At 66.3% G+C, this 21,529-nt stretch carries 20 protein-coding genes; 3 read left to right on the forward strand and 17 right to left on the reverse strand.

Going from position 1 to position 21,529, the window contains the following annotated elements; all coding sequences use genetic code 11:
* From FJV41_RS28750 to FJV41_RS53925, 17 genes are all read right to left on the reverse strand, one after another.
* On the reverse strand, window positions 1-1,849 hold a 1,849-nt coding region (locus FJV41_RS28750; RefSeq protein ID WP_246137474.1), incomplete at its 3' end, for a fibronectin type III domain-containing protein.
* Between the two features lie 104 nt (window positions 1,850-1,953).
* A complete protein-coding gene (locus FJV41_RS28755) occupies window positions 1,954-2,715 on the reverse strand; it encodes a hypothetical protein (RefSeq protein ID WP_141645772.1) in 762 nt (253 codons plus the stop codon).
* Window position 2,716: 1 nt separating this feature from the next.
* On the reverse strand, window positions 2,717-5,092 hold the full coding sequence (locus FJV41_RS28760) for a phage tail family protein (protein ID WP_141645773.1): 2,376 nt from the start codon (window positions 5,090-5,092) through the stop codon (window positions 2,717-2,719).
* Between the two features lie 221 nt (window positions 5,093-5,313).
* Entirely contained in the window at window positions 5,314-5,667 is a 354-nt protein-coding gene (locus tag FJV41_RS28765; RefSeq protein WP_141645774.1) for a phage tail protein, read from the reverse strand.
* Between the two features lie 24 nt (window positions 5,668-5,691).
* Window positions 5,692-6,345, reverse strand: a complete 654-nt coding sequence (locus FJV41_RS28770; RefSeq protein ID WP_141645775.1) for a hypothetical protein — start codon at window positions 6,343-6,345, stop codon at window positions 5,692-5,694.
* The gene (locus tag FJV41_RS28775; RefSeq protein ID WP_246137475.1) at window positions 6,345-6,737 is read right to left on the reverse strand and encodes a phage tail tube protein; all 393 of its coding nucleotides are present in this window, start codon (window positions 6,735-6,737) and stop codon (window positions 6,345-6,347) included. The genes FJV41_RS28770 and FJV41_RS28775 overlap by 1 nt, the downstream gene beginning before the upstream one ends.
* Window positions 6,738-6,778: 41 nt before the next feature.
* Window positions 6,779-7,195, reverse strand: coding sequence for a hypothetical protein (locus tag FJV41_RS28780; protein WP_141645777.1), 417 nt, complete (start codon window positions 7,193-7,195; stop codon window positions 6,779-6,781).
* Between the two features lie 39 nt (window positions 7,196-7,234).
* Window positions 7,235-7,651 carry a minor capsid protein gene (locus FJV41_RS28785; protein ID WP_141645778.1) on the reverse strand — a complete coding sequence of 139 codons (417 nt, stop codon included), beginning with the start codon at window positions 7,649-7,651 and terminating at the stop codon, window positions 7,235-7,237.
* Window positions 7,651-7,974: a hypothetical protein gene (locus FJV41_RS28790; RefSeq protein ID WP_141645779.1), complete on the reverse strand. Its 324-nt coding sequence runs from the start codon at window positions 7,972-7,974 to the stop codon at window positions 7,651-7,653. The genes FJV41_RS28785 and FJV41_RS28790 overlap by 1 nt, the downstream gene beginning before the upstream one ends.
* Complete coding sequence (locus tag FJV41_RS28795; protein ID WP_141645780.1) at window positions 7,974-8,630, reverse strand: hypothetical protein; 657 nt, start codon at window positions 8,628-8,630, stop codon at window positions 7,974-7,976. Before FJV41_RS28795 ends, FJV41_RS28790 begins: the two co-directional genes overlap by 1 nt.
* 78 nt (window positions 8,631-8,708) lie before the next feature.
* Window positions 8,709-9,122, reverse strand: coding sequence for a hypothetical protein (locus FJV41_RS28800; RefSeq protein ID WP_141645781.1), 414 nt, complete (start codon window positions 9,120-9,122; stop codon window positions 8,709-8,711).
* Window positions 9,123-9,133: 11 nt separating this feature from the next.
* Window positions 9,134-10,225 carry a phage major capsid protein gene (locus tag FJV41_RS28805; protein WP_141645782.1) on the reverse strand — a complete coding sequence of 364 codons (1,092 nt, stop codon included), beginning with the start codon at window positions 10,223-10,225 and terminating at the stop codon, window positions 9,134-9,136.
* Window positions 10,222-11,004 carry an HK97 family phage prohead protease gene (locus tag FJV41_RS28810; RefSeq protein WP_141645783.1) on the reverse strand — a complete coding sequence of 261 codons (783 nt, stop codon included), beginning with the start codon at window positions 11,002-11,004 and terminating at the stop codon, window positions 10,222-10,224. The genes FJV41_RS28805 and FJV41_RS28810 overlap by 4 nt, the downstream gene beginning before the upstream one ends.
* A gap of 34 nt (window positions 11,005-11,038) precedes the next feature.
* Complete coding sequence (locus FJV41_RS28815; RefSeq protein WP_246137477.1) at window positions 11,039-12,379, reverse strand: phage portal protein; 1,341 nt, start codon at window positions 12,377-12,379, stop codon at window positions 11,039-11,041.
* A gap of 8 nt (window positions 12,380-12,387) precedes the next feature.
* On the reverse strand, window positions 12,388-13,800 hold the full coding sequence (locus tag FJV41_RS28820) for a terminase large subunit domain-containing protein (protein WP_141645784.1): 1,413 nt from the start codon (window positions 13,798-13,800) through the stop codon (window positions 12,388-12,390).
* Complete coding sequence (locus FJV41_RS28825; protein ID WP_246137478.1) at window positions 13,800-14,210, reverse strand: hypothetical protein; 411 nt, start codon at window positions 14,208-14,210, stop codon at window positions 13,800-13,802. The genes FJV41_RS28820 and FJV41_RS28825 overlap by 1 nt, the downstream gene beginning before the upstream one ends.
* Window positions 14,211-14,777: 567 nt before the next feature.
* Window positions 14,778-15,038, reverse strand: coding sequence for an RNA polymerase sigma factor (locus FJV41_RS53925; protein WP_246137479.1), 261 nt, complete (start codon window positions 15,036-15,038; stop codon window positions 14,778-14,780).
* Window positions 15,039-16,091: 1,053 nt separating this feature from the next.
* On the opposite strand from FJV41_RS53925, the gene FJV41_RS28835 reads away from it, so the two are divergent.
* The 3 genes from FJV41_RS28835 to FJV41_RS28850 all read left to right on the forward strand — a co-directional run bounded on the left by FJV41_RS28835 (window position 16,092) and on the right by FJV41_RS28850 (window position 21,322).
* Complete coding sequence (locus FJV41_RS28835) at window positions 16,092-18,461, forward strand: virulence-associated E family protein (RefSeq protein ID WP_141645787.1); 2,370 nt, start codon at window positions 16,092-16,094, stop codon at window positions 18,459-18,461.
* A 33-nt stretch (window positions 18,462-18,494) separates the two neighbouring features.
* A complete protein-coding gene (locus tag FJV41_RS53930; protein ID WP_246137480.1) occupies window positions 18,495-20,003 on the forward strand; it encodes a DNA methyltransferase in 1,509 nt (502 codons plus the stop codon).
* A gap of 65 nt (window positions 20,004-20,068) precedes the next feature.
* Complete coding sequence (locus FJV41_RS28850; RefSeq protein WP_246137481.1) at window positions 20,069-21,322, forward strand: PD-(D/E)XK nuclease family protein; 1,254 nt, start codon at window positions 20,069-20,071, stop codon at window positions 21,320-21,322.
* Window positions 21,323-21,529 lie beyond the last annotated feature (207 nt).

A 21,529-nucleotide genomic window follows, 5' to 3' on the forward strand; every position in this document is an offset into this window, starting at 1 on the left:
GCCCCACCCCCACCACCGCCGTCTGCCCCGAATAGACGCCGTTCGCGTCCTCCCAAAGCAGATGAAGGTTCCCCATCCCCGACACCGTGGCCGACGACGCCTTGACGTAGACCTCGGCGAAGAACTGGTCCCCTGGCGAGCACTTGAGCCTCCCGCCCGGAGCTGCGGAACCGTAGCCCCCCGTCCAGCTCAGTCCCGGCCAAGCCCCGACGTTCGACAGCTCGACTCTCCGAACCCAACGGCCCGAGCGCGCGTTGATGGGGTCCTCGACGAGCTTGTCGCCCTCGGGCAGCTTGCCCACCGCGCGAAGGCCCGCCTCGTTGTAGCCGTTGGGGATGAGGTTGTCGGTCGGCGGGTACAGCAAGTGCTGGAAGCCGACCGCAGAATCGCCCAGCGAGGCCCCGTCGAGCTTCTTCGGGACGACCTCGAACTGAGGGGACGCGTTGCCCCGGTTGCCGAACCTGTCCCGAGGGACGACGCGCACGAAGTAGGCCGTCCCCGGCATCAGGTCGGACGCACCAAACACCGTCGTGTCGAAGGTGCCGCGCAAGGTGGAGCTGCTCGGCGCGAAGCCGCTCGACGTCGAGATGTGCAGCTCGAAGGACGCCACCGGAGGGCCGCTCAGTGCCGGTGTGAGCGACAGGGAGAAGCCGTTGACGATGGCCGTCACCGCCACGTTGAGCGGGTCGAGCGGGGGCAACGTGTGGACCGGCTCGCTCAGCCCCGGGCGCGTGTCCATCTCCAGCCACACGGAGACGCCAAACGAGGGCTTCCCCCGCGTGGTGATGGTCGTCAGCGCGTCACCCTCCGAAGTGAAGGCATGCCGGAAGCTGGTGACCGCGAGGTTCTGGTCGTCGGAGTAGTGGGCGCCATTCGCACGGAACCGGTAGAGGTCGCCCAGCTCCACCGGCAGGAAGAAGTCGAGCTCTATCTCCTGGTCCGCGAGCGGCTCTTTCAAGTCGGACAGGGCCGCATCCGCCATCTTCCGCGCTTCGAGTTCCCGGTTGATGTTACTCGACGCGTCCTCCGCGAGCTGCATGTAGCGCACGCCATAAGCTGCCTGACTCGCGGCATCCTCCACGACGACGCTCTTCCGCTTCGTCTGGCGCGCGACGTCCAAGTCCCCCACGTCCGAGTAGACGACTTCAATCTTGTTGCGAACCTCCGTCTTGTTGAGGGCGAGCTTCGGGACGTTGCGGTAGTCGCCGGGTGCGAAGGTCCAGGCCAACGAGGGATTCACGCGCTGGGGCTCGCTGAACGTCAGGACAAAGCTCGCGCTCGCCTCACGCCAGCGATAGCGCACCTCCCAGCCAATCTGTTGGGCGAGGTCCCGAAGCGCGTCGAGGACGCTCGCCTTCCTCTGGGCGTACCGCCGAATCTTCCACCCGGGGGCAACCGGCGTATGCAGCAGCACGCCCGTTCCGCTGTCGGCGAGGATGCTCTGCATGACGGCTTCGACTTCGACGCCCGCGACAGAGTCCCCATAGGGGCGCTCCACTTCAATCATCACATCCTGAAGCCGCCCCCCAAGGTCGCGCCCACGGAAGACGAGCTGCTCGTCGGGGAAGTCCACCTCGTCAATGACGCCGTGAAACAGCAAGTGCCACTCGCCCGCGCTCGGCGACATGCCCACGGGCGACACCGCCGCTTCGACGATGAACTCGCGCCCCGGCCGGATGAGCTGCCCGTTGTTGGCGTTCAGCTTCGAGTCGGCTCGGAGCGGCGCCAGGCTGAAGAAGTCAATCTGCCGCTTGAGTGTGACGGTCGAAGCCGAGACGGGCTGGTCCACGCTCTCGTCGACCTCGACGGCGTCGAGAAAGTCGCGCCCTTCGAGCTGACTCAAGTTCACCCACCCACCCGCGCCGTCACGAACCCGCACGCGAACGTGGGAAGCGTGCCCTGCCGGATTCGCGAGGACCGCGAGCCCCTGAGACGACATGCCGCGCATGCTGACTAAACCTCCCTCAACGTGAATTCGAGCCGCTCACCGACGACGCGCGACCCGTTGTGACTGAACTCGACGAACTCTCCGTCCCGCACCTCGCCGAGCACCGTCGCGTCGGTGGGCAGAAAGCCTCCGCTCGCCACGAGGAACGGAAGCGCACTCCAGGCCCTCGCGGTGTGCCACGCAACGAGGTGGGGAACCCACGTGTCGGGAACCTCGAAAGGCAATCCCACGACATCGTCGAAGCTCACCACGTTGGTAGCGCCCGTCACCGCAAGCGACCCCGAGACGACCGACAGCCCCCCGGCACTCGCCAAAGGCACTCCCTGAGTCCACCGCCTGCCGTCACTCCGATTGATGACCTGGAGCCACGCACCCGCCGCGCTGCTGTAGACGTGATGCAGGGCCGTCCAGCGTTCCCCGAGCTGCATGGCCCACGCGGCGGAAGCCCCAACCGCCAGATTCAGCCCACCGCCGAACCTCGCGCCCTGGAAGGTGGTTCCCACGGCGGTCATCCGGTTGAGCCCGCGACTGGTGAAGGCGTCGCCATCGAAGGCCAGCGCATGTCCGTCACCCGCAATCAGGCCGCGCAGGGCGAGCGCCTCCTCGGGGGACAGCGGCACCGTCTTGAACTCCCACTCCTGACGAACCGCGCGCCGCCCCAGCCGATAGGCCCCGCTGAACGCGCGTGAGTCCGTGCCGATGTTCACCTGCCTTCGCCGGCCCTCCGCGACAGGCACCGGGATTCCGTTCAGGGCAAGAAAGGGCATCTCAATATCTCCCGTTCAGCCACTCGCCGTTGCCGCGACGTCGGTGTGCCCCGCGCTTCATCTCGATGTAGACCTTTCGGGCGGTCTCTTCCGGGTCTTCGGCCCCCTGAATCACAATCTGCCCGACGCTGACGTTGCCACCACTCACCGGAACGACAGGACTGGGAGCAACAGGCGACGTCCCCAGGGGGCTCGACGGCGAACCTGCTATCGGGTCCTGTGCATTGAACCGAGCGAGCGCGACTTTGAATCCAGTCGGCACGTTGGTCAGGGCCTCGGTTGCCTTGTTCGTCGCGGCGGCGTTCTCCCACGCGGCGACACCCGCAGCGGCGTTTGCGGCGGCGGTGTCATAGGTGGTGTCCTTCAGGGTTTCGAGCGCACTGTCGACCGCGTCCATTGGGACTTTCATGCTGTCCAATCCCTGCGCCATCTTTTTGAACGCACCACCCACGAAGGGAATCTTGCCGAGAGCTTTGAACACGCCAGCGATGAACCCAATGATGGCGTTCCACACCGTGCCAATGCCCTTCACGACGTAAAGGATGCCCATCGCCACCACGCGGATGACGGCGAAGAGCCCCTTCATGATGGGGCCAGAAAGCAGCGTCATCGGCTCTAGGAGCGCGACAAGAATCTGCCCAAACACCGTGATGACGGGGGCCAATCCCTTGAACAGCGTGCCGAGCACCTCGAAGATGGGCGTAATCGCCTGAACCGGCTTCGAGAACATCTCAAGCACCGGCACGAGCGCGTCGAGCAGTGGCGTCACCATGTTGAACACGGAGGCCAACAACGGGAGCACGGGAGCCAGCACCCGTCCGATGACGTCGGCCACGTACTGAATGAAGTTCGTCACCATCTGAAGCAGGCTTCCGAACGTCGATGACTGGGAGAGCAGCTCGGCGACGACGGCAATCAGGCCACCCCAGACACCACCGGCCGACATGCCCTGCTGGAAGCGGTCGACAAGCTCGTAGATGCGACCGAATGCCTGACTGAACCGGCTCGTCAGCGCGCGCTTTGCTTCGTCAGCGGCCCGAGCGAGCGCGTCAGCGAGTTCCTTCGCCTTGCGGCGCGCGACCTCCGCGATGACCGACGCAGTGTTGCCGACACTCGCGAGGAACTTCTTCGCGTCGAACTTCCCAATCTCCACGCTCCCGACTTCAATCTCGGGTGTCTCCGTGGGCGTGCGCAGCTTGCCCTTCGGCCCGAGCATGTCGTCGAAGACACCGCCGAACTTCTCCCGGAGGAATGCAGCGGCATCGCCCCCCATCAGCTTCACACCGTCGAACGCGTAGCCCGCTCCGTAGGTGACTCCGTCCCAGACGGACACCAACCCGCTGCGCAAGGTGCTGACGGTGCCCTCGACGAGCCCCTTCAAACCGCCGAGCACCGCGTCGCCAGTCAAGTCCTTCAACCCGTCCAGGGCGCTCGCAACGCCATCAAGGTTCAGCGCACGCGCGAGAGGCGCCGCCAGTCGAGCCAGGTTGCGCACCACGAAGGCGAACGTGTCGAGCTGCCCGCGAGCCCACGCACCCACGATGGCCGCGAGCCCCGCGAAGACTTCCTGGAAGAACTTCGCGACGCGCCCAGCAACATCCGTCACGGCCCGCCACATGGAAACGAAGGCGTCGCGCATGCCGGTGCTGCTGTCGTGCCATGCCTTGTAGAGCGTGCCCGCCAGCATCACGACGCCCGTCACCGCGAGCGCAACGGCAGCAAGGGGGGCCGTTACCGTCAGGATGCGAGCGGCAGCGTTGCGGAAAGCGGTCGCGAAGCTCGCGTCGACCTGCTCGGCCCCCTTCGCGACTTTCTTCAGGTTGCCTTCGACGGCTGGCGTCTCGCTCGTCAGGAACGCGGAGAACCGCACCAGCGACTTTCCAGCACCATCCAGCGCGGGCACCACGAACGCGAGGAAGCTTTCGGCGAGCTGCTTCACCGCCCCCGCCACCTTGCCCACGGCGCCACCCGCGAGCCCTGCCGCAGTCCCCCAGAAGAGGAAGCTGCCCATCGCGGACTTCACCGCAGGGTCCATCCGCTGGAACCACCCCAACGCGCGCTCCAACACATCCGAGAGGCGCTCCAGGTGAGGAAGAATCGCGTTGCCAATCTCCGCGCCGAAGTTCTGGAAGACGAGTTTGATTCGCTCCATCCGCTCCGTGACGGACGAGTCGAATGCAGCGGCAGCCGAGAGCGCCCCATAGAGGCCCGCGCCGACAATCGCGCCAATCTCACCAATCTTGTTCCCGAGCTGCTCAATCTTGCCCGCGGCTGAAGCCACGTCGGCGACAATCTTCCGCATCGACTTCGTGAACTCGCCGACGGCGGCAGTCACGACGACGTAGACGTCACCAACTTTGAGACCGCCGCCAGCCATGGTGAATCATTTCCTCCGCAATCGTCGAACAGACTTCTGTCCCGGTGGCGACACGGCAGCGGTCGGGGGCGAGGATGAGCGCCGCTCCAACTCGTCCGCTTCTTTTCGGGCGTAGGCCACCAACCCGATGACATCTTCGTAAGCCATCGCCCGAACCGCGTCGGGGGGCAGTTTCAGAAGCGACGCGACCCCGTAGAGCAGGCTTGCTTCGGGGTCGCTGTCTATTTTCCCCGCATCTGTCCTTCGGTGACATTGAAGACGTCGGTCAGGTCGGTCGCGAAGTCTTCCAGCCAGGACTCGTCGAGCAGCTCGTCGAGGTCGTTGACGGCGAACATCGGGCGTCCTGTCTCCGCGTCGTTCATCACGCAGACGGCGATTCGCGCCAGCATGCGCGCTCCGGCACGGTCGCCCGTCGGCTCGTTCTGCTCGGTCATCTCGCCAGCGGCGCGGGCCTGCTCAATCAGTCGAAGCCGGTCCCCCATCGTCGGCTTGATGATGTTGACCTTCACTCCGTCAATCTCCACCGACTTCATGACGCGACGGTTCTTCGCGAGCAGCTTGTGTTTGTTCGACATGACTCTTTCCTTTCCGGCAGTGGTTCAGGGGGTGCCGTATCCCCAAGCGATGGCGGCGCCGCTCCCCGTGGGGTAGGCGTGGCCGATGAACTTCACGGTGTGCTCGTAGAGGGCGCCCGGCGTCAGCTTGTGCGCCAGCTCAGGCACCTTCACCCACGCGCGGAACACCTCGGAGCCCGCGCCCTTGCTGACTTCGACGAGCAGCGGAGCCTCGTCCTCGAAGCGCACGTCGAGCGCCGTCAGGCCCACCAGCTCCCCGGAGAAGTCCCGGAGCGATACCGCGCGCCGCTTATAGCCATCCCCCATGACTTGCAGCTCGACGACGTCGTTCGTCACCGAGAGGGAGAGGGAGCGCACGAGCGCCACCGGTTGGACTGGGAGCGAGGCGCCGGAAACGCGCACGAGCGCCGAAGGACCGGGGGCGGTGGTGAGGTACACGAAGCCGAAGAGTGGATCGACGATGGCTTCGGCGGGCACCCACGCAGCGGCATCCATATCGCCGTCGGGAGAGACCTCGACGAACGAGGGCACTCCGGGGCTGAGCCGACGACGGGCGGGGTCGGTGATTCGGTACTCAGTGCCAGTGAAGCCCGGCGCGGGCACGGCTTCGGCGTTGACGAACTCCTCGGGCTCGCCCGCGATGGACAGGGAGCCAACGTGCGCGGGAATGACCGACATCAGACGGCCACCGGGGCGCCATTGCCCAAGAGCTTGCAGGTGAACTCGACGACACCGCCCGGCGTCAGCTTCTCGTCGTAGCCGGTGACAACCATCGGGATGCGCTTGCCCTTGGAACCGGCGGTAGCGCTCGGGTCGAAAATGAACGTGACGTGGACGGTGCTCCCGTTGTCGCGTGCATCGCGCAACACGGACTGCGGAGCGTCGCCCGTCATGAAGTGCCCCGACAGGTCCGCACTCGTGTCCTTGAGCGTCTGGACTCGGGACTTGTAGCCCGAGCCTCCCAGGTAGTTCGTCTCGACGAAGTCGCCCGTTTCGCTCAGCGACGCGTCCGTCAGTCCGTCGACGCGGTCAACAGGCTGCGCGGCATTGGTGTCCGAGCGCACCGACACGCTATCCAGGTGAGCAGCAACAGGGGATGACATTTGAATCCCTACCGGCTCGGGAAGAGCCTCGAAAGCGTTGCAAGAATCCGAGCCGCGACAGCCTTCCGAAACTTCGCGCGCCCCTTACGAGCGGGCTTGCGCAGGAAGTGAACGGGCTCTGCGAAGCGCTGCGCGCCCCAGTGGAATCCTTCGTGAATCGCGCCCGCCGCTTCGTGCTCGTACCCAGCCGTTGCGCTGACGCTGGCCTTCTCTGCATTCACCGCAGGGCCATCGACGAACCCCGACGCGCTCAGCGGTGGCTTTCCATCCGTGTCGCGCTTGCCGACGGGAACAAGGGTGCGGCTCGCCTGGAGCACCGTAGATGCATGCTCGCGGGCCAACGGCGCGAGGTCGTCGAGCACGGGCCCTTCGACCTTGCGCAGCTTGTCCAGCAATCGAAAATCAAGCGCGACCTTGAGTGGCATTGCCCCCTGTAGATGTTGTGGATTCTACGAACGGACCACTCACGCACCTGATTCAACGAACGAGGCTTCCGTGGTGAAGGTCCACCAGTGCCGGTCACTGCCGTCCATGCCGAAATAGTTGGGGCTCCCTTCGTCGACCTCAATCAGCACGTAGGGCGCGGCATTCGCGAGATGCAGCACGTCGAGGGCCGAGAGGGCGAGAGCCTGTCCCGCGCGGAAACTCTCGCGAGCCGAGCGGACGCGCACCTGACAGGTGACGGTCCGGTACGTCGTTCGCCCTCCGAGATAGCCCTGCGGCGGGTCGCCCCCGCTTTGCAGGACGAAGCACGACACGTCCGGCACCGTGGCTTCATCGGCTTCGAGCGTCGGACCCAGGAATAGATTGCTTCCAACGCTCAGCCCAAGCCCGCCCGCGGCGAGGAGCTGCGCGAGGTCTGCGGCGACGTCACGGGCCATCACAGCCAGACCTTTCGGTAGCGCACGACACCCGCACCGTCGACATAGTCATCAACGGCGGCAGGGCGGCGCGCGTGGTTGAAGTCGGAGAGGTCATCCCCCGGGAACCAAAGCCGGTGGCGTAGGGTGATGGGAGCAACGGTGTAGACGACATACGACGCGACGAACTCAGCCCCTTGGGCATCGCGAATCAGCTTGCGGCTTGGCTGGATGCGCGCGGCAGCAATGCGGAAGGGGCCGAGCTGCGGCGTTCCCCATGCGTCGCGTCCGATGACTTCCGCGTAGCTGACGAGCTGCCGGAAGCGCGCGGCGGGTCCGCTCATCAGCTCGCCCGCCGCAGGATGTGGGGCATGACGAGCAGCTCGGCGCGGGGGCTCGCGAGGCGCTGGCCGGCACTCCGCTCGCGGTAGCTCACGGACCAATCCCCCAGGCTCTCGGCGGACACGTCCGCATCACGCCCCCGCCCCCGGTAGAGCGCGCACGCTTCGAGGATTGCCGCCTCCTCGAGCTCAACGGGCAGGGTGGCCGGGCCCGTGGCCGCATCGAGCGCCACCTGTCCGGGTGTCACCCAGCCCCCCGTGTACGTGACGGCCAGTGCTCCCGGGTGGCCCTGTCGGCTGTCGACAGTCAACGTGACGAGCCCGCCCACATGCGCCGTCTCGGGCCACACGCCGGCAAGCCGGTAGAGGAGCCCCCCAGCCGCGAGGTCCCCGGCAACGGTATAGGCCGTGGCGTCGAGCAGCTCGCCCCCCTCCCGGACGCTGATGACCTCGACGAGCGGCGGGCGAGCGAGGAGCACGTAGGGGCGCCCGTAGCTCGCGGGGTGCTCCGTCACCGTGGCCCGCTCGAAGGCCCGGCCACACAGGGCGGCAATCGCGCCGCTCGCGGCACTCACGCAGCGCTCAACATGGGGGTCGACAGTCACGCCCAGGTCGGCGGCGACAGTCGGGGCAAGGCAGAGGTCAGTAGGTCGGGCCATGGAAGGGACTCAGGAGGGCTTAGGAACGACGGAGCCAGGGCCCCCCGTGGTGAGGGAGCCCCGGCCCGTCTTGCGCTGCTAGGGGGCCGGAATCTCGTCGGGGCCGCACAGCACCAGCAGACTGGAGGCGCCGAGCGTGGGGGCTGTACCGCCCGTGAGGGTGATGGCCTCGGCGACCCGCACGTAGCGCTTCGCGGTGGACAGGCGGACGTTCACGCGCGCAACCGAGTTGGGGGCCGTGAGCGGCTCGACTGCGGCACCGGCCAGGTCCGTCCAACCGTTCTGGCCGTCGGTGCTCTCCTGGAGCTTCGCGGCGAGCGACAGGGCCGTCGGCGTGCCCGAAGCAGCTCCCGTCGACGCCGTGAGCACGCAGGAGTCGAAGCCCAGCCGGTCAATGGCCGCGCTGTTGCGAGTCCCAGCGCTCACAGCGGCAGGGGCAGTGCCCAGGCGAATGCCAACGAGCACGCCCGCGTCAGTGGAATTGGCGTTCATGGTGGGGCCTCTCAGGTGCCGTAGGTGATGGAGCTGAACGCCTTCGGCTGGCGGGCCTTGAAGTCCGCCTTCACGATGGCGCGAATGGTCGTCTCGTCGAACTCGGCCCGCGTGTCGTGCTCCGACAGAATCAGGTCCTCGTCGATTCCGTAGATGAACTGGCGCCAGTCGGCCGAGAAGGTGATTCGCGTCGACGGGACGCGCGTCGTCATGACGAACGGGAAGCCGCGAATCGTGCCCCGGTCGAGCATCTCCTGACGGAACACCCACACCCCGGAGTTCTGGAGCTGAAGCAGGGCTGTCGCCCGCGTCGGGTGGAGCACCCACGCCGCGTTGCCCATGCGGACATGCGCCGTCAGCGGCAGCTCCACCGCCTTGTCGATGTCGGCGAGGTACGCCGCGGGCGTGACTCCCGTCGAAGCGAAGGTGTGCGCGGCGTCGAGCTGAGCGAAGAGCCCCTTCGGCATTGCGCCCGCCCCATCGCCGTTGAAGCCCGCGTCGTCGAGCCCATCGGCCACTGTCGCGCGGATGTCCTCGCCCACCCCGGCATCGCCCACGCCCGGCGTTCGCAGCAAGTCGTTGCTGATGTCGGCCAGCACCATGCCCTTGTGCGCCTTGAGCACGACCTTGCCGTACTTGGGCGCGCTCTTCGGCACCGTCTCGCCTTCGCCGACCCAGCGGAATTCGGAGGTGCCCGTCTGCCGGCCCATGTGCAGCTCGCCCTTGAACGTCTGAGTCCTCACGCCCAGCTTGAGCAGCGCGGCTTCGGGCCGCAGGAACTCGATGACCTCGCCGCTCTGCTGGATGGGCACCAGCACGCCGGCCGAGTCGAACTTGCTGAGCTGAACCGCCTTCTGCACATCCGCGTTGCCGAAGCGCTTCGCGGCGTCGACCAGCTCGGCCGCGCCCGTGCGTCGCCCCGCCGCGATGACGCTCTTCGCGAACGCCCCCAGATTCTCAGGGCTCGCGTAGACGCTCCCCGGATGCGGCCCCTTGTCCGACTCCGTGCGGCCGGGCGCGCCACGAGCTGCGGCGTCCATCAGCTCTCGCGCCACCTCCGGGCCCAGCGCCTTCACCATCTCTGCAACCTGCTCGCGAGTCATTCCTTCACCCCTCGGATGTAGCTCTTGAATGCCTCGACGAAGCTCTTCGCTGCGTCGGAGGCGTTGAAACCCTTCGCCTTGTCGTCTTCCTCGTCGTCTGCCTTCGGCGGTTCGGCAGGCGGCTCTTCCGTGTCGGGCGCGGGCTCGGCGGCTACTTCCGGCTCGGCGTCCTCGTCGTCCGTCGACTTCGCTTCGGCCCGCGCGTCGAGCAGCTCGGCCACGCGCACGGCAATCCGCTCGACGAGGTCTTCGCCCCCATCCTCGAAGGACTTCGCGCGCACGGCCCGAGCGTTCCCCGGAATCGTCACGACGGAGACTTCGAGCAGCTCCTGTCCGTCGCAGTCGTAGCCACCTCGCTCGTTCTGCCGGTACTGGCCCGGGAGCATGAGGTAGCGGACGGAGACAGCGTTCAGGATGCCCTTTGCGACCTTGCGCTCGACGCGCTTCGCGAACTCGTCTTCGTCGTCGAACTCGACGTCGACCATCAGGGCGTCGCCCTCGATGTAGACGCGCCCCTTGCCGATGGGCAACTGAGGCTCGGCACCCGACGAAGCGGCTTTGGCCCCGTCGTCATGATTGAAGAGCACGACGCCGTTCGCGTTGTAGCCGTCGACGCGCCAGCCCTTCACGTTGAGCCGGTCGGAGTAGCGGTCGAAGTCGCCGTCACTCGCCCTGAACTTGTAGACGCGCCGCCCGCCAACGGACTCGACGACGTTCAGCGTCGCCGCGTCCTTGCGTACAGCACTCAATCGAAGGGAGCGTGAAACAGATGCAGTCATGCCCCCTGTAGATGTTGTGGTTTTCGCGTGTGGCTCAGTCTTCCTTTTCCGCGCCTGCCTCTGCTGCGCCGCCCTCGACGGGCGTTGGCGTCTGGCCCGGCTCGTTCGGTTTCTGTCCAGGCAACAGCTCGGCGAACCCCTGCCGCTCGGGGTGCGGTCTGAACCCGGCTTCGGTGCGCCACTCGTCGAATGTGAATGCGCTCGGAAGCGTGCCCATCACCCGTAGCCGATGCTCGCGGTCGGCGGGTACGGGGGAGTCGTAGGAGAGCAGCACGTCGTCACCGAAGCGCGGCGCAAGACTCTTCTGCATCGAGGCCAGGAAGACTTCCGCGCGCGGCTTCGTCGCCTGCTCGGCCAGATGCTCGCGTGCGGCGTAGCTCGTCGCCTTGTTGCTGCTCGTCACGTCGCCCACAATCTCCGGGGGCACGCGGTACACCATGCGTACGAAGTCCATCAGGAAGCGGCGCAGTTCGACGAGCTGCATGTCGCGAAACGGAGTGTCGAGCCGAGCGAAGGTTGTCTTGCCGCTCGTAATCATCACCCGGCCAGCGTTGGCGGGGCCTCCGTACTCACGCGCGAGACTCTCTTTGAACGCCTTCGCGGGGCCTGCCTGCCCTTCGTTGAAGCCCTCAATCGCGATGACGGCCCCGGGCAACATGTTGTTGAAGAAGGCATTCTTCGTGAAGCGCGCGGCGTGCTCGTCCGTGTCGACCTCGTCACCGAGGGCGTAGGCGATGCCAATGCCGCGACCGAGCGGGTCAGCCGGGTTCAGCCGCTTCACGTAAATCACGCTCGCGGCGGGCAGCGAGAACATGCGCCCACCGGCCGTCACCGTGTACGTGCGCTCTGACTTCGGCTTGCTCAGGTCCGGCAGTGCGAGCACGCAGTCGGGGGGCACCGGCCACAGCCCCACGGGGACGCCGGCCATCTCCTCGACAACGGCGAAGAATTCCCCCGTCAGGTCGTAGTGGAGGCAGAACAGCTTCGCGAAGTCGCGGCCCGTCATGTAGTCGTTCGGGTCCGCGAGCAGCCGCAGCATCGGATGGTCCGGCAGCTCCACCGCACCGGCCCCGTCGACGAGCGACTTCAACCGCTCGCGGCGCACGTCACCGCAGGCCCGCCGCAGCGACACGTCGACGAGGGCCTTCCGCGTCGTGGGGTCCTGTCGCACGAAGGCCCGCCACGTCACATCCGCGAAGGCGTCGCCCACCGTGTCGACGATGGTCCCCAGCCACGGCATCTCGGCATAGGCCGCGAGCAGCGCGGGCACCTCGCGACGCGGCGGGGCCGAAGCCCAGCGGCTCAGCTCCAGGCCGGTTCCCTTCCGCTTGCTGCCACCGCCCAGCGCGGCGCGCATCTTGTCGAGCAACCCCATGGAGAACCTCACACCGCGAAGAACTGCTCGACAAACACGAGGTCATGAACTCCCCAGCAGAAGGCGTCGGCCCTGTCATCGCGGCGCCCGTTAACCCCCGTGAATTTGCTGAGCTGCTGTTCGAGCTTCGGGAATGTCCCGACGAACTCGACGCGGCCCGCTTCGGCCAGCGCGGACACGGGCTCGGCGCGCTTGCTCTTCGCGCTCGTTGCACGGACGGGCTTCACGTTGACGCTCACGCCCATTTCGCCCGCCACGGTGCTGATGAGCGTCTCCACCATCTCCCCGCCCGTGTTCACCTCCACCACGAGCGCGTCGCATCCCCATTCGAGATAGGCGCGGATGGCCGTCGTTGCCCACTCTCGAGGGCTCGCCCGGCGGGACAGGTCCGCGAGCACCGAAACGCGCTTGAGCGACACACCGTCGGCCCCGAAGAGCACGCTCGACCTGCACCCCTGGACGATGATTCCCGTTTCGTCCGAGCCCGTCTCGCTGGTGGGGCTCGGGTCGACGCTGACGATTCGCCTGTCCAACTGCTGGGCGTATTCGTGAGGGTCCGCGTCGACGCGCACCCACTTCGCCGAACCGAAGATGGCGCCGGGCACGTCGAAGAGCAGGCGCCCGAGAACCTCCTGCTGACCCCACCGGGTGTTCGCAAGCGCGCGCATGTTGGCAATGGCCGTGGGCGCCAGGTTCGCGGCATTGCTCAGCGACGAGCCCGAACGCAGCACGACGCCCGGCTTGAGTTCCTGTGTCTCCACGTTGGTGAAGAGCAGCTCTTCAATCTTCTTCAGCGGGCGCGGCGTACCCGTGAGGAGGAGCTGCGGCGGGTCCTCGCGCGAGCCGATGCGCAGCACCAGGGGCAACTGGTCCACCGCGGCCATGTCGTGTTTCCACGAAGCCGGCTCATCGCCCCAGCCCCATCCGGCATTCGGCCCACGCAGCCGGTCGGGCTTATCCGCCGAGTAGCAGATGGCATAGACGCCGTTGGGCCACGTCACCCGGCGCTTGCTGGGCTCATACTTCGGCGTGAACCAGGGCGGAGACAGGGCGAGGATGCCGGACGCACCGCGAATCATCGTGTCGCGCACGTCCGCCGCCGTCGGGCCAATCAGCGCCCCGACGCTCTTCGCCTGCCACGCTTTCTTGATGACCCACCGCGCGCCGCACCACGTCTTCCCGAAGCCGCGCCCGGCCATGACGAAGCACGTCGAGAACTTGTCTGGGGGGACCTGTTCGCGCCGCGCCCAGAAGTCGAGGTCGTAGACGAGCAGCTCGGCCTCTTTGTCGTCGAGCCCGCCGAAGAGCTTCGCGAGCTGAGCGCGAGAACCGGCCGCGCGAACCATCCTGGAAGCGGGCGACTCATGCGGCGCGAGCCCTTCGGCGAACTTCCCCCAGGCCCCTGACAGAAGGCTGCGCATCACTCGCCCCCCTTCTCGTCAGGCGGCATGTGGGAAGCGGCATCAGCGGGCGCGGGCAACTCGTCGGGGAGGAACTTCCCCAGCCTGTCAATCAGCAGCTCACGCAACGCGGCGGTATCGGCCGTCTGGTCCTCGGGGCTCTTCGACTCGACGTTGTCGCGTCGACCGTACAGCTCGGGGAACCGACGACTCAGCAACCACTGGACGTGCTTGGGGTTCGTCGTCGCGGCGGCCTGAAGCGTCTCCGTCGCGCCCTGCATGAACTCGGCTTCGGCCCGGTTCACCGCGACGAAGAACTCGCGGTAGAGCCCTCGCGGCTCGCTCGCGCCACGGTGGAACCAGCGGGAGAGGGTCTGCTCGTCGACGCCCACGAGGCCCGCCGCCGCTCGACGGAAGAGGCCGGACCTCAAGTGGTCGCAGATCTGCTGCTGAAGCTCAGGGGTGAGTTTGGTAGGCCGTGCCACCCACTATAGATGGTGTGGTTTCCCGAACTTTTTCGTCGCCGCGCCCAACAAAACGCATCAGCCCAACGGTTTTCCCAAAATTTTTCAAAAGTGGGGGCGCTCCGAGCAAGCCTAAGCCCGGCCCCAGACAGGAAATCCGACCCGGGGGGCTCGCCTACAGGAAATTTCACCCATATCAAAAACAGTCTCACTTTCAGTGCAATTCATTACATGGCACGAAGTCGCGCGTCGCAGGTGGTGACGTCGACACACCGAACCAACCAACGGCGCATCCATGTGCCTTGGGGACTCTGTTGCTCGACGAAGGACAGCACTCCGGCACCACTGCGAAGCCGCGTGCAACACAGCTCGCATGCACTGGGGTAGCGGTTCCTTCGGCGAGCCGCAGTCATGTCCGCACACGCCATGTGCCGCGGGCCGACGGTGCGCTCGTAGCTGATGACCTCTCCCGGCTCGATTGCGAGGGAGCACACGGCACATGGGCCCCGTCGCTCCGCGACAATGACGGGCAGGCTACGCCCCTTCGTCGGCTAGCAGCTCGCGCAGCTCTTCCAGGGCACTCGCCAGCATCCGGTTAACTCGGCTCTTCGGCGTGCCCCATGCTTCAGCGAGGGAGCGAACCGACTGCGGAGAGCCATGGAGGCCGAACACCCGAGACACCAGCTCTTGATGCTCACGGGACAGCCGCCGCACCGCACCGAGGACGAGCGCTCGACGCTCACCAGCCAGCAACAGCGCTTCGGGTGTCTCGTCGCCAGCATCCACGGCCGACATCTCTCGAAGTGCGGCTTCCAGTTCACCGCTCCGCGACTCCGCGACAGAGCCGTAGTCAGAGAACTGAGATGGTGCGTCCAGCGAGTGGACTCGGACAACACTCCGTTCCTCGCGCGCACGTGAACGCAGAGTGCGGCGCTTGTAGTCACCGTCGCTCAAGTGGACGTCGCTGGAGTGAAGTCGCGTGTGGTGCTCGCAGGCAGCGCGAACTCTGAAAAATGCGACCTTGCCGAAAGGCTGACTTCCCCTTGTTGCGTCGTACGTCGAGATAGCGCGCAGCACTGCCTCTCTCGCGACTTGTTCGAGGTCTCGTGGCTCCAGCGAACCCGCGCGCGCCAAGAGAGACCCGACGACACGCCGGATGATGGGCCGCACTGACTTGAGCATCTCTTCGGACAGACGCCGCTCAAGAGCGGCATCGCCACTCGCGCGGGCGCGCATGACGAGAGTTACCAACTCTGCCTGACGCACTGATGCTGTGACATACCCAGAGAGCTTCCGTTCCTTTCGTTCCCCGCCCCGGTAACAAGCATTGCGAACCATCTTCGCGCCCAAAGCACGCTCCGTGCCGACTGCGCCCGTCTCACACTCAGTCTCAGTCACGCTGATACATCGCCCTTGCGCGGATTGCGTTTCATCTGCCGTGCGTCCCGCACGCACGACCCAGCCCGCATGTAGATGGTGCGGAAAACACGAGTGGACCGTCGGCGACCAACGAACAACGAACGAGGTTTCCACTCGGGGTGCTGTTGCTTCCGGGAGTGCCCGGCATTCGGGGGGGCGCGGACGAAGCGTCAGCAGTCACGCTTCGGGGACCGTGTTCCTCAATCCCTCAATCACGCGCATCTCTTATAGTATTGTATACTACCTATCTCCACCTCACCTTTCTCCTTAAGGAGAAAAGGAATCTAGAAGAGACGGGGTGACGACTGTTGACCGTACGGTTTGGTGAGCCACGTCCTGAAATCACAGTGCAGTGCCGACGCAGCTCCCCCCGGGCGAAAAAAGCAGGCCACTGTGGGTCACGCGTGAAAATCACCCACTATTACTAGGGTGAACTCAACCGATAGCTACTCCTCGACTCGTCCCGACACCGCGCCCACTCAACGCCAGAAAGTCGCGCTCTACGGCTCAGCGCAAGACAACGTGCCGCACTCCGTGGAGCTGTCGTGGCCCGAGCTGGCCGCGAAGCTCGTCACGCACCGTCGGAGCAAGTGCCCCACAACGCCCTGTGTCCGTGGCTGCCCCGGGAAGAACGGCCCCGCCTGGAGCCCCGTGGACATCGTCGAGCGGCGCCGCAGCGAGAACGTGCGAGCTGTCACCGTTGCGGTGTTCGACCTGGACCATCTGAAGGTTCCGCAGCTCTCGTTCCTCGATGCAGTCGAGCGCAACGGGCTGGCTTACGCCCTTCACTCGACGCACAGCAACCTACCCCCTGACGACTACTGCCTGCGGCTGGTGATGCCGTTGTCTCGGCCCGTGCTCCCTCGCGAATGGGCATCCGTGCGCGAGGCCGCAATCCGGATGCTCTCCCTGCCAGCGGACCCGGCAACACGCGACCTGGCGCGGATGTATTTCTTGCCCGACGCGCCCGAAGGAGCCGAGCCGTTCGCCCTCACCGGCAACGGAGCGCCCCTGGACGTCGACGCGCTGCTCGACATGTCTCGCGCGGGCCTCCCGGTGTCGACGCCTGTTTTTTCGGCCCCGGCACCCACGCCCGACTCCGTCCCCGCCGACTTGTACGAGCTGCGGGCCCACCTGCGACGCATCCGCAAGCCCGAGCATGTCGTCCTTGTGCGCCGGGTCCTCGCGGGTGAGCCCCTGGCCCCTGTTGGCGAGCAAGACAACACGCTCAACACGTTGATGTCGTGCGCGGCATTCGTGTTGCCGCTGAGCACGCCCGAGTCGGCCGTCCTTGAGCTGTTCCGTGGGTCCTTCGCAGCCACGGACTGGAGAGAGGGCGCCGAGCACCTGTGCGCGCAAGCCGTTCTGAAGCTGCGGCGCCACCGTGAGCGACGAAAGGCCCGCGACGAAGCCCGACAGGCAGACAATCGAGCCATTTGGGAGGCGCTCGGTGGCAAGGCGCCCGCGCCGACGTCACAGGACACTCCGGGCACCGAGGAGGACGCGCCGAACCCGGACGACTGGATGCGCGACCTTGTGCTCGACGAGACGAAGGACGGGGGCAAGCGCATCCGGAATTGCGATGCCAACATCTACACCGTGCTTCTCAGCTCCCCCGAGTGGCGCGGCGTCTTCCGCTTCAACGAGGTGAACAAGGCGCTTGAAGTGGAAGGCGGCCCCCTCGGTCCCGGCATGGACCTGGAGACGCTCGACGTGCTGGTCACCAACTGGATTCAGCGAAGCGCCTATGGGCAGCTCGGCTTGCAGCCACGAGTTCCGGCCGTCGCGCAACAGCTCCTCGCCGTCGCGAAGCGCAACAGCTACGACCCTGTCGCCGACTACCTCGCGGGGCTCGTCTGGGACGGGAAGCCGCGCCTCGACGAGCTGCTCGCGACCTACTTCGGCGCGCGCGGAGATGCCGGATACCTGCGGGCCGTCGGGGCGAAGTGGGCCATCTCCGCGGTTGCGCGTGCCCTGCGGCCCGGGTGCAAGGTCGACACGGTGATGATTCTCGAAGGGCCCCAAGGGCTTCGGAAGTCGACCGCGTTCCGCATCCTGGGAGGGCGCTACTTCTCCGATGCCCCTGTCGACGTCACGAACAAGGACAGCGCGATGCTGGCCTCTCAGTTCTGGTTCATCGAGCTGGCCGAGCTGTCGACGTTCCGCAAGTCCGAGGACCAAGCCCTCAAGGCGTTCATCACGCGCACGGAGGACACCTATCGGCCTCCCTACGGACGCACCAACGTCAAGACACCGCGCCGTTGCGTGTTCGTCGGGACGACCAATGACGACGACTACCTGCGCGACCCTACGGGGCACCGTCGCTTCTGGCCGGTGAAGTGCTCCCGCATCGACACCGAGGCACTGGCGCGCGACAGGGACCAGATTTGGGCCGAAGCCGTGGTGCGCTTCCACCAGGGCGAGTCATGGTGGCTCACGAACGAAGAAGCCACGGGAGCCGAGCAGCAAGCCGCGCTGCGCATGGAGAACCACGGAGACAGCCGCAAGGAAGTCGTCCTGCGATGGCTCCTCGAGATGCCCGCCGAGAAGCGACCCAGCGATGTGACCATCCTGCACGTTGGTGTGGAGGCATTCGCGCTCCACCCGGCACAGGTCGACCCACGAATCTCCCGGGAGATTGGCGCGGCCCTGAAAGCGCTGCACTTCACGCGTGGCCAGCGCCGGATGGGGGATGGGACGCGTCCTCTCGTCTACTACTTGCCGGAAGAGCTGCGGCACGCGCCCACGGAGAAGCGCGGCGAGCGACGCACCGGCCACAACAGCTCAATGCGCGACTGAGATTCGTCCAGAAACCACACATAGCAATATTCAATGAAAAACAAGCTACTTACCGACCGTGCTGCTCTTTTCCTTGGAGATGCGGCGCGCGTCGACGCGGTCCTCGCTCCCAACAGCATCGACGCCATTGTCACGGACCCACCGGCCGGTATCGGCTTCATGGGTCGCGAGTGGGACAGCGACAAGGGTGGGCGTGACGCGTGGGTGACGTGGCTCGCCGATGTGATGCGCAAGGCGCTGTATGTCCTCAAGCCCGGGGGCCATGCGCTCGTCTGGGCACTCCCGCGAACGTCGCACTGGACCGCGACCGCGTTGGAAGACGCTGGGTTTGAGATTCGAGACGTCGTGCTGCATCTGTTCGGCACCGGGTTCCCGAAGTCCCTCGACGTGTCACAGGCCATCGACAAGCAAAAGCGGAACATGGACGAAGTCCGGCTCGTCACCCGCTGGATTGCGGAGATGCGGGACCTTGCAGGACTCACGAACGCACGAATCGACGCGGCCTTCGGGCACAACGGGATGGCAGGGCATTGGACTACTCAGGGTGCGCAACCCGAGGTGCCCCACGCTGCCCATTGGCCGAAGCTCCTGGAGCTGCTCGGCATCGACGAGCTGCCGGAAACGATTCGTGAGATTACCGAGCGGCTCGTCGCGGAGAAGGGGAAGCCCGGCCCCAATTGGTTCCGCCGTGCAATCACGGGCCACCACGAGATGGCGTCCCCCGTTCAACGCTGGATAGCGCGCCATGGACACAGGGCGAACCTTTCCAACGGCGCTCGGCGCGATGAACCCGCAACAGACGCAGCGCGCGAATGGGCGGGCTGGGGAACAGCACTCAAGCCAGCGGTAGAACACTGGATACTTTGCCGCAAGCCCCTGATGGGCACGGTCGCGGCGAACGTTCAGCAGTGGCGCACGGGCGGGCTCAACGTCGCGGCCTGCCGGATTCCGCACGCGAGTCCCGAAGACCTCTCCGCATCGAAGGCGCGCAACCCCGGCCGGGCTGAGCCCGTCACGAGTGCTGTCTACGGTGCTAGCCGCCCCCAGCAGCGCATCGACGAGTCGGGGCGTTGGCCTGCGAACGTGACGCTCGACGAAGCCGCAGCGGAGCTGCTCGACGCGCAGGCCCCTGGTAGTGGTGCGAGTCGGTTCTTCTACGTAGCCAAGCCCACGAGGACGGAGCGGGACGAGGGCTGCACCCATCTGCCGTTTCGCTCAGGTGCCGGCGCTTGCGGCCGAAAGGAGGGAAGCGCGGGCATGAACTCGCCACGCGCCGGGGCGACCTCCGGTGGAGGCCACAACCACCACCCGACAGTGAAGTCGATTGCGCTGATGCGTTGGCTTTGCCGGCTCATCACCCCTCCAGGCGGCGCGGTCCTCGACCTGTTCGCGGGGAGCGGGTCGACGGGGGTCGCCGCGCTCGCAGAAGGCTTTGAGTTTGTCGGGATTGAGCGGGACTCCGACTATGTCGAGATTGCCAATGCAAGACTTCGCCATGAATTGGGGCCAGAAGCAGAAACCGCACAAACTAATATGGGGTGACTCACTCCATCGAAAGCCCGAAGCCCAGCGCATCAGTCATCGCCGGGGTCATACAGCGGTTGAGTGTGTCCCAGCTCAAGCGTCACAAGCTGTGTCCCCGTGCGTGGTTCTTCCAGAAGGTCATGCGCCTTCCGGAGCCCACCACGGGGGCGCAGCAGGTCGGCACCGAAGGCCACGCGCAGCTTGAGCATTATCTGTCGACGGGCGAAGACGTGCTCGGAGCCTTCGCACAGTCGGGGGCCCATCTGTTGCCCGCGCCCGGCCCTGATTTGCTCGTTGAACAGCCGCTCGACGGCGCCCCGCCACTGACGGCGGGCGGGATTCCCTTCACGGGGTTCATCGACGTCGTGAATCCTCGTCGGCTCGCTACTGATGGCGTCCTGCGCATCACCGACCACAAGTTCACGAGCAACATCGCCAGCAACGCCGCGAGCGCCGAGCAGCTCGCCGACGCCGACACGGAACCCGGACTCCAGATGGTGGGTTATGGCGCGTGGGCGCTTGGCCAGACCGAGCGCTTCCCAGGGCTGCGCACGCTGGAGCTGGAGCACATCTACTACCAGACCCGGGGCCAGCGCCTTGCGGCATCGGTCATCGCGTCGGTGACCTTCGAGCACATCGAGCGCGAGTGGCGAACGAAGGTCGAGCCTCAAGTCGAAGCAATGAAGGAGCACGCGCAAGCCGCCCGAGCTGACGACGTGCCCGCGAACTACGGCCCCGCCTGCACGAAGTACGGCGGGTGTCCGTTCCTTGGAAAGTGCCTCACAGGAGAGAACAAGACGATGTCCCTACGCGACAAGCTGCTCAGCAAGCCGTCCGAATTCGTTCCCACCACCGTCGCCGCGGTTGAGCGCGAAGCCCTGGAGCTGCCCGCCGTCCTGCCCCCCGACGCGCCGCAGCCCGCGCCTGTGCAGATGGCCCCCGAGGTCGCCGAGCAGCCCGCGCCGAAGCGACGAGGGCGCCCGCGCAAGGCTCCCGAGCCCTCGCCCTCGGAGTCCAAGAGCGACCTTCGTGTTCTCTTCGTCGACTGCGTGCCGACCAAACATGACGGGCCGCGCCCCGAGTCGCTCACTGGCTATGTCGACGACATGCACCACAAGGTCGCCCAGGCAGGGGGCGTCGACGATGTGCGATTCGCGGGCTCCGACTCCCCGCTCGGGTTCGGGAAGTGGCGTGGCGCGCTCGCGATGGCTGCGCGTGCCGAGTTGCCCCCTCCCGGCATCTACACCGCGCTCGGGGTCGCCCAGTCGGAGCTGATGCAGGTCATCGTCGAAGCCCTCGAACCGTCCTTCGACGTGGTCGTTCGCGGCATCCGCTGACAACACTTCACCGGCCCCGTCGGCTTCGGCTGGCGGGGCACTTGCCCTTCCCAGCATGAAACTACTCCACCGGCTGAACCCGGGCGCGGCGACTCTTGCCGAGCGCCCCGTTACCGCTGCGCCCGCTGCCCTCGCGAAGCTCACGGGGGACCGCGCCACCATCGCGAAGGGGCAGCCCGTTGGCTGGTCCCCAGACCTTGCACGTGT

The organism is Myxococcus llanfairpwllgwyngyllgogerychwyrndrobwllllantysiliogogogochensis, assembly GCF_006636215.1.
GTDB classification, from domain to species: domain Bacteria; phylum Myxococcota; class Myxococcia; order Myxococcales; family Myxococcaceae; genus Myxococcus; species Myxococcus llanfairpwllgwyngyllgogerychwyrndrobwllllantysiliogogogochensis.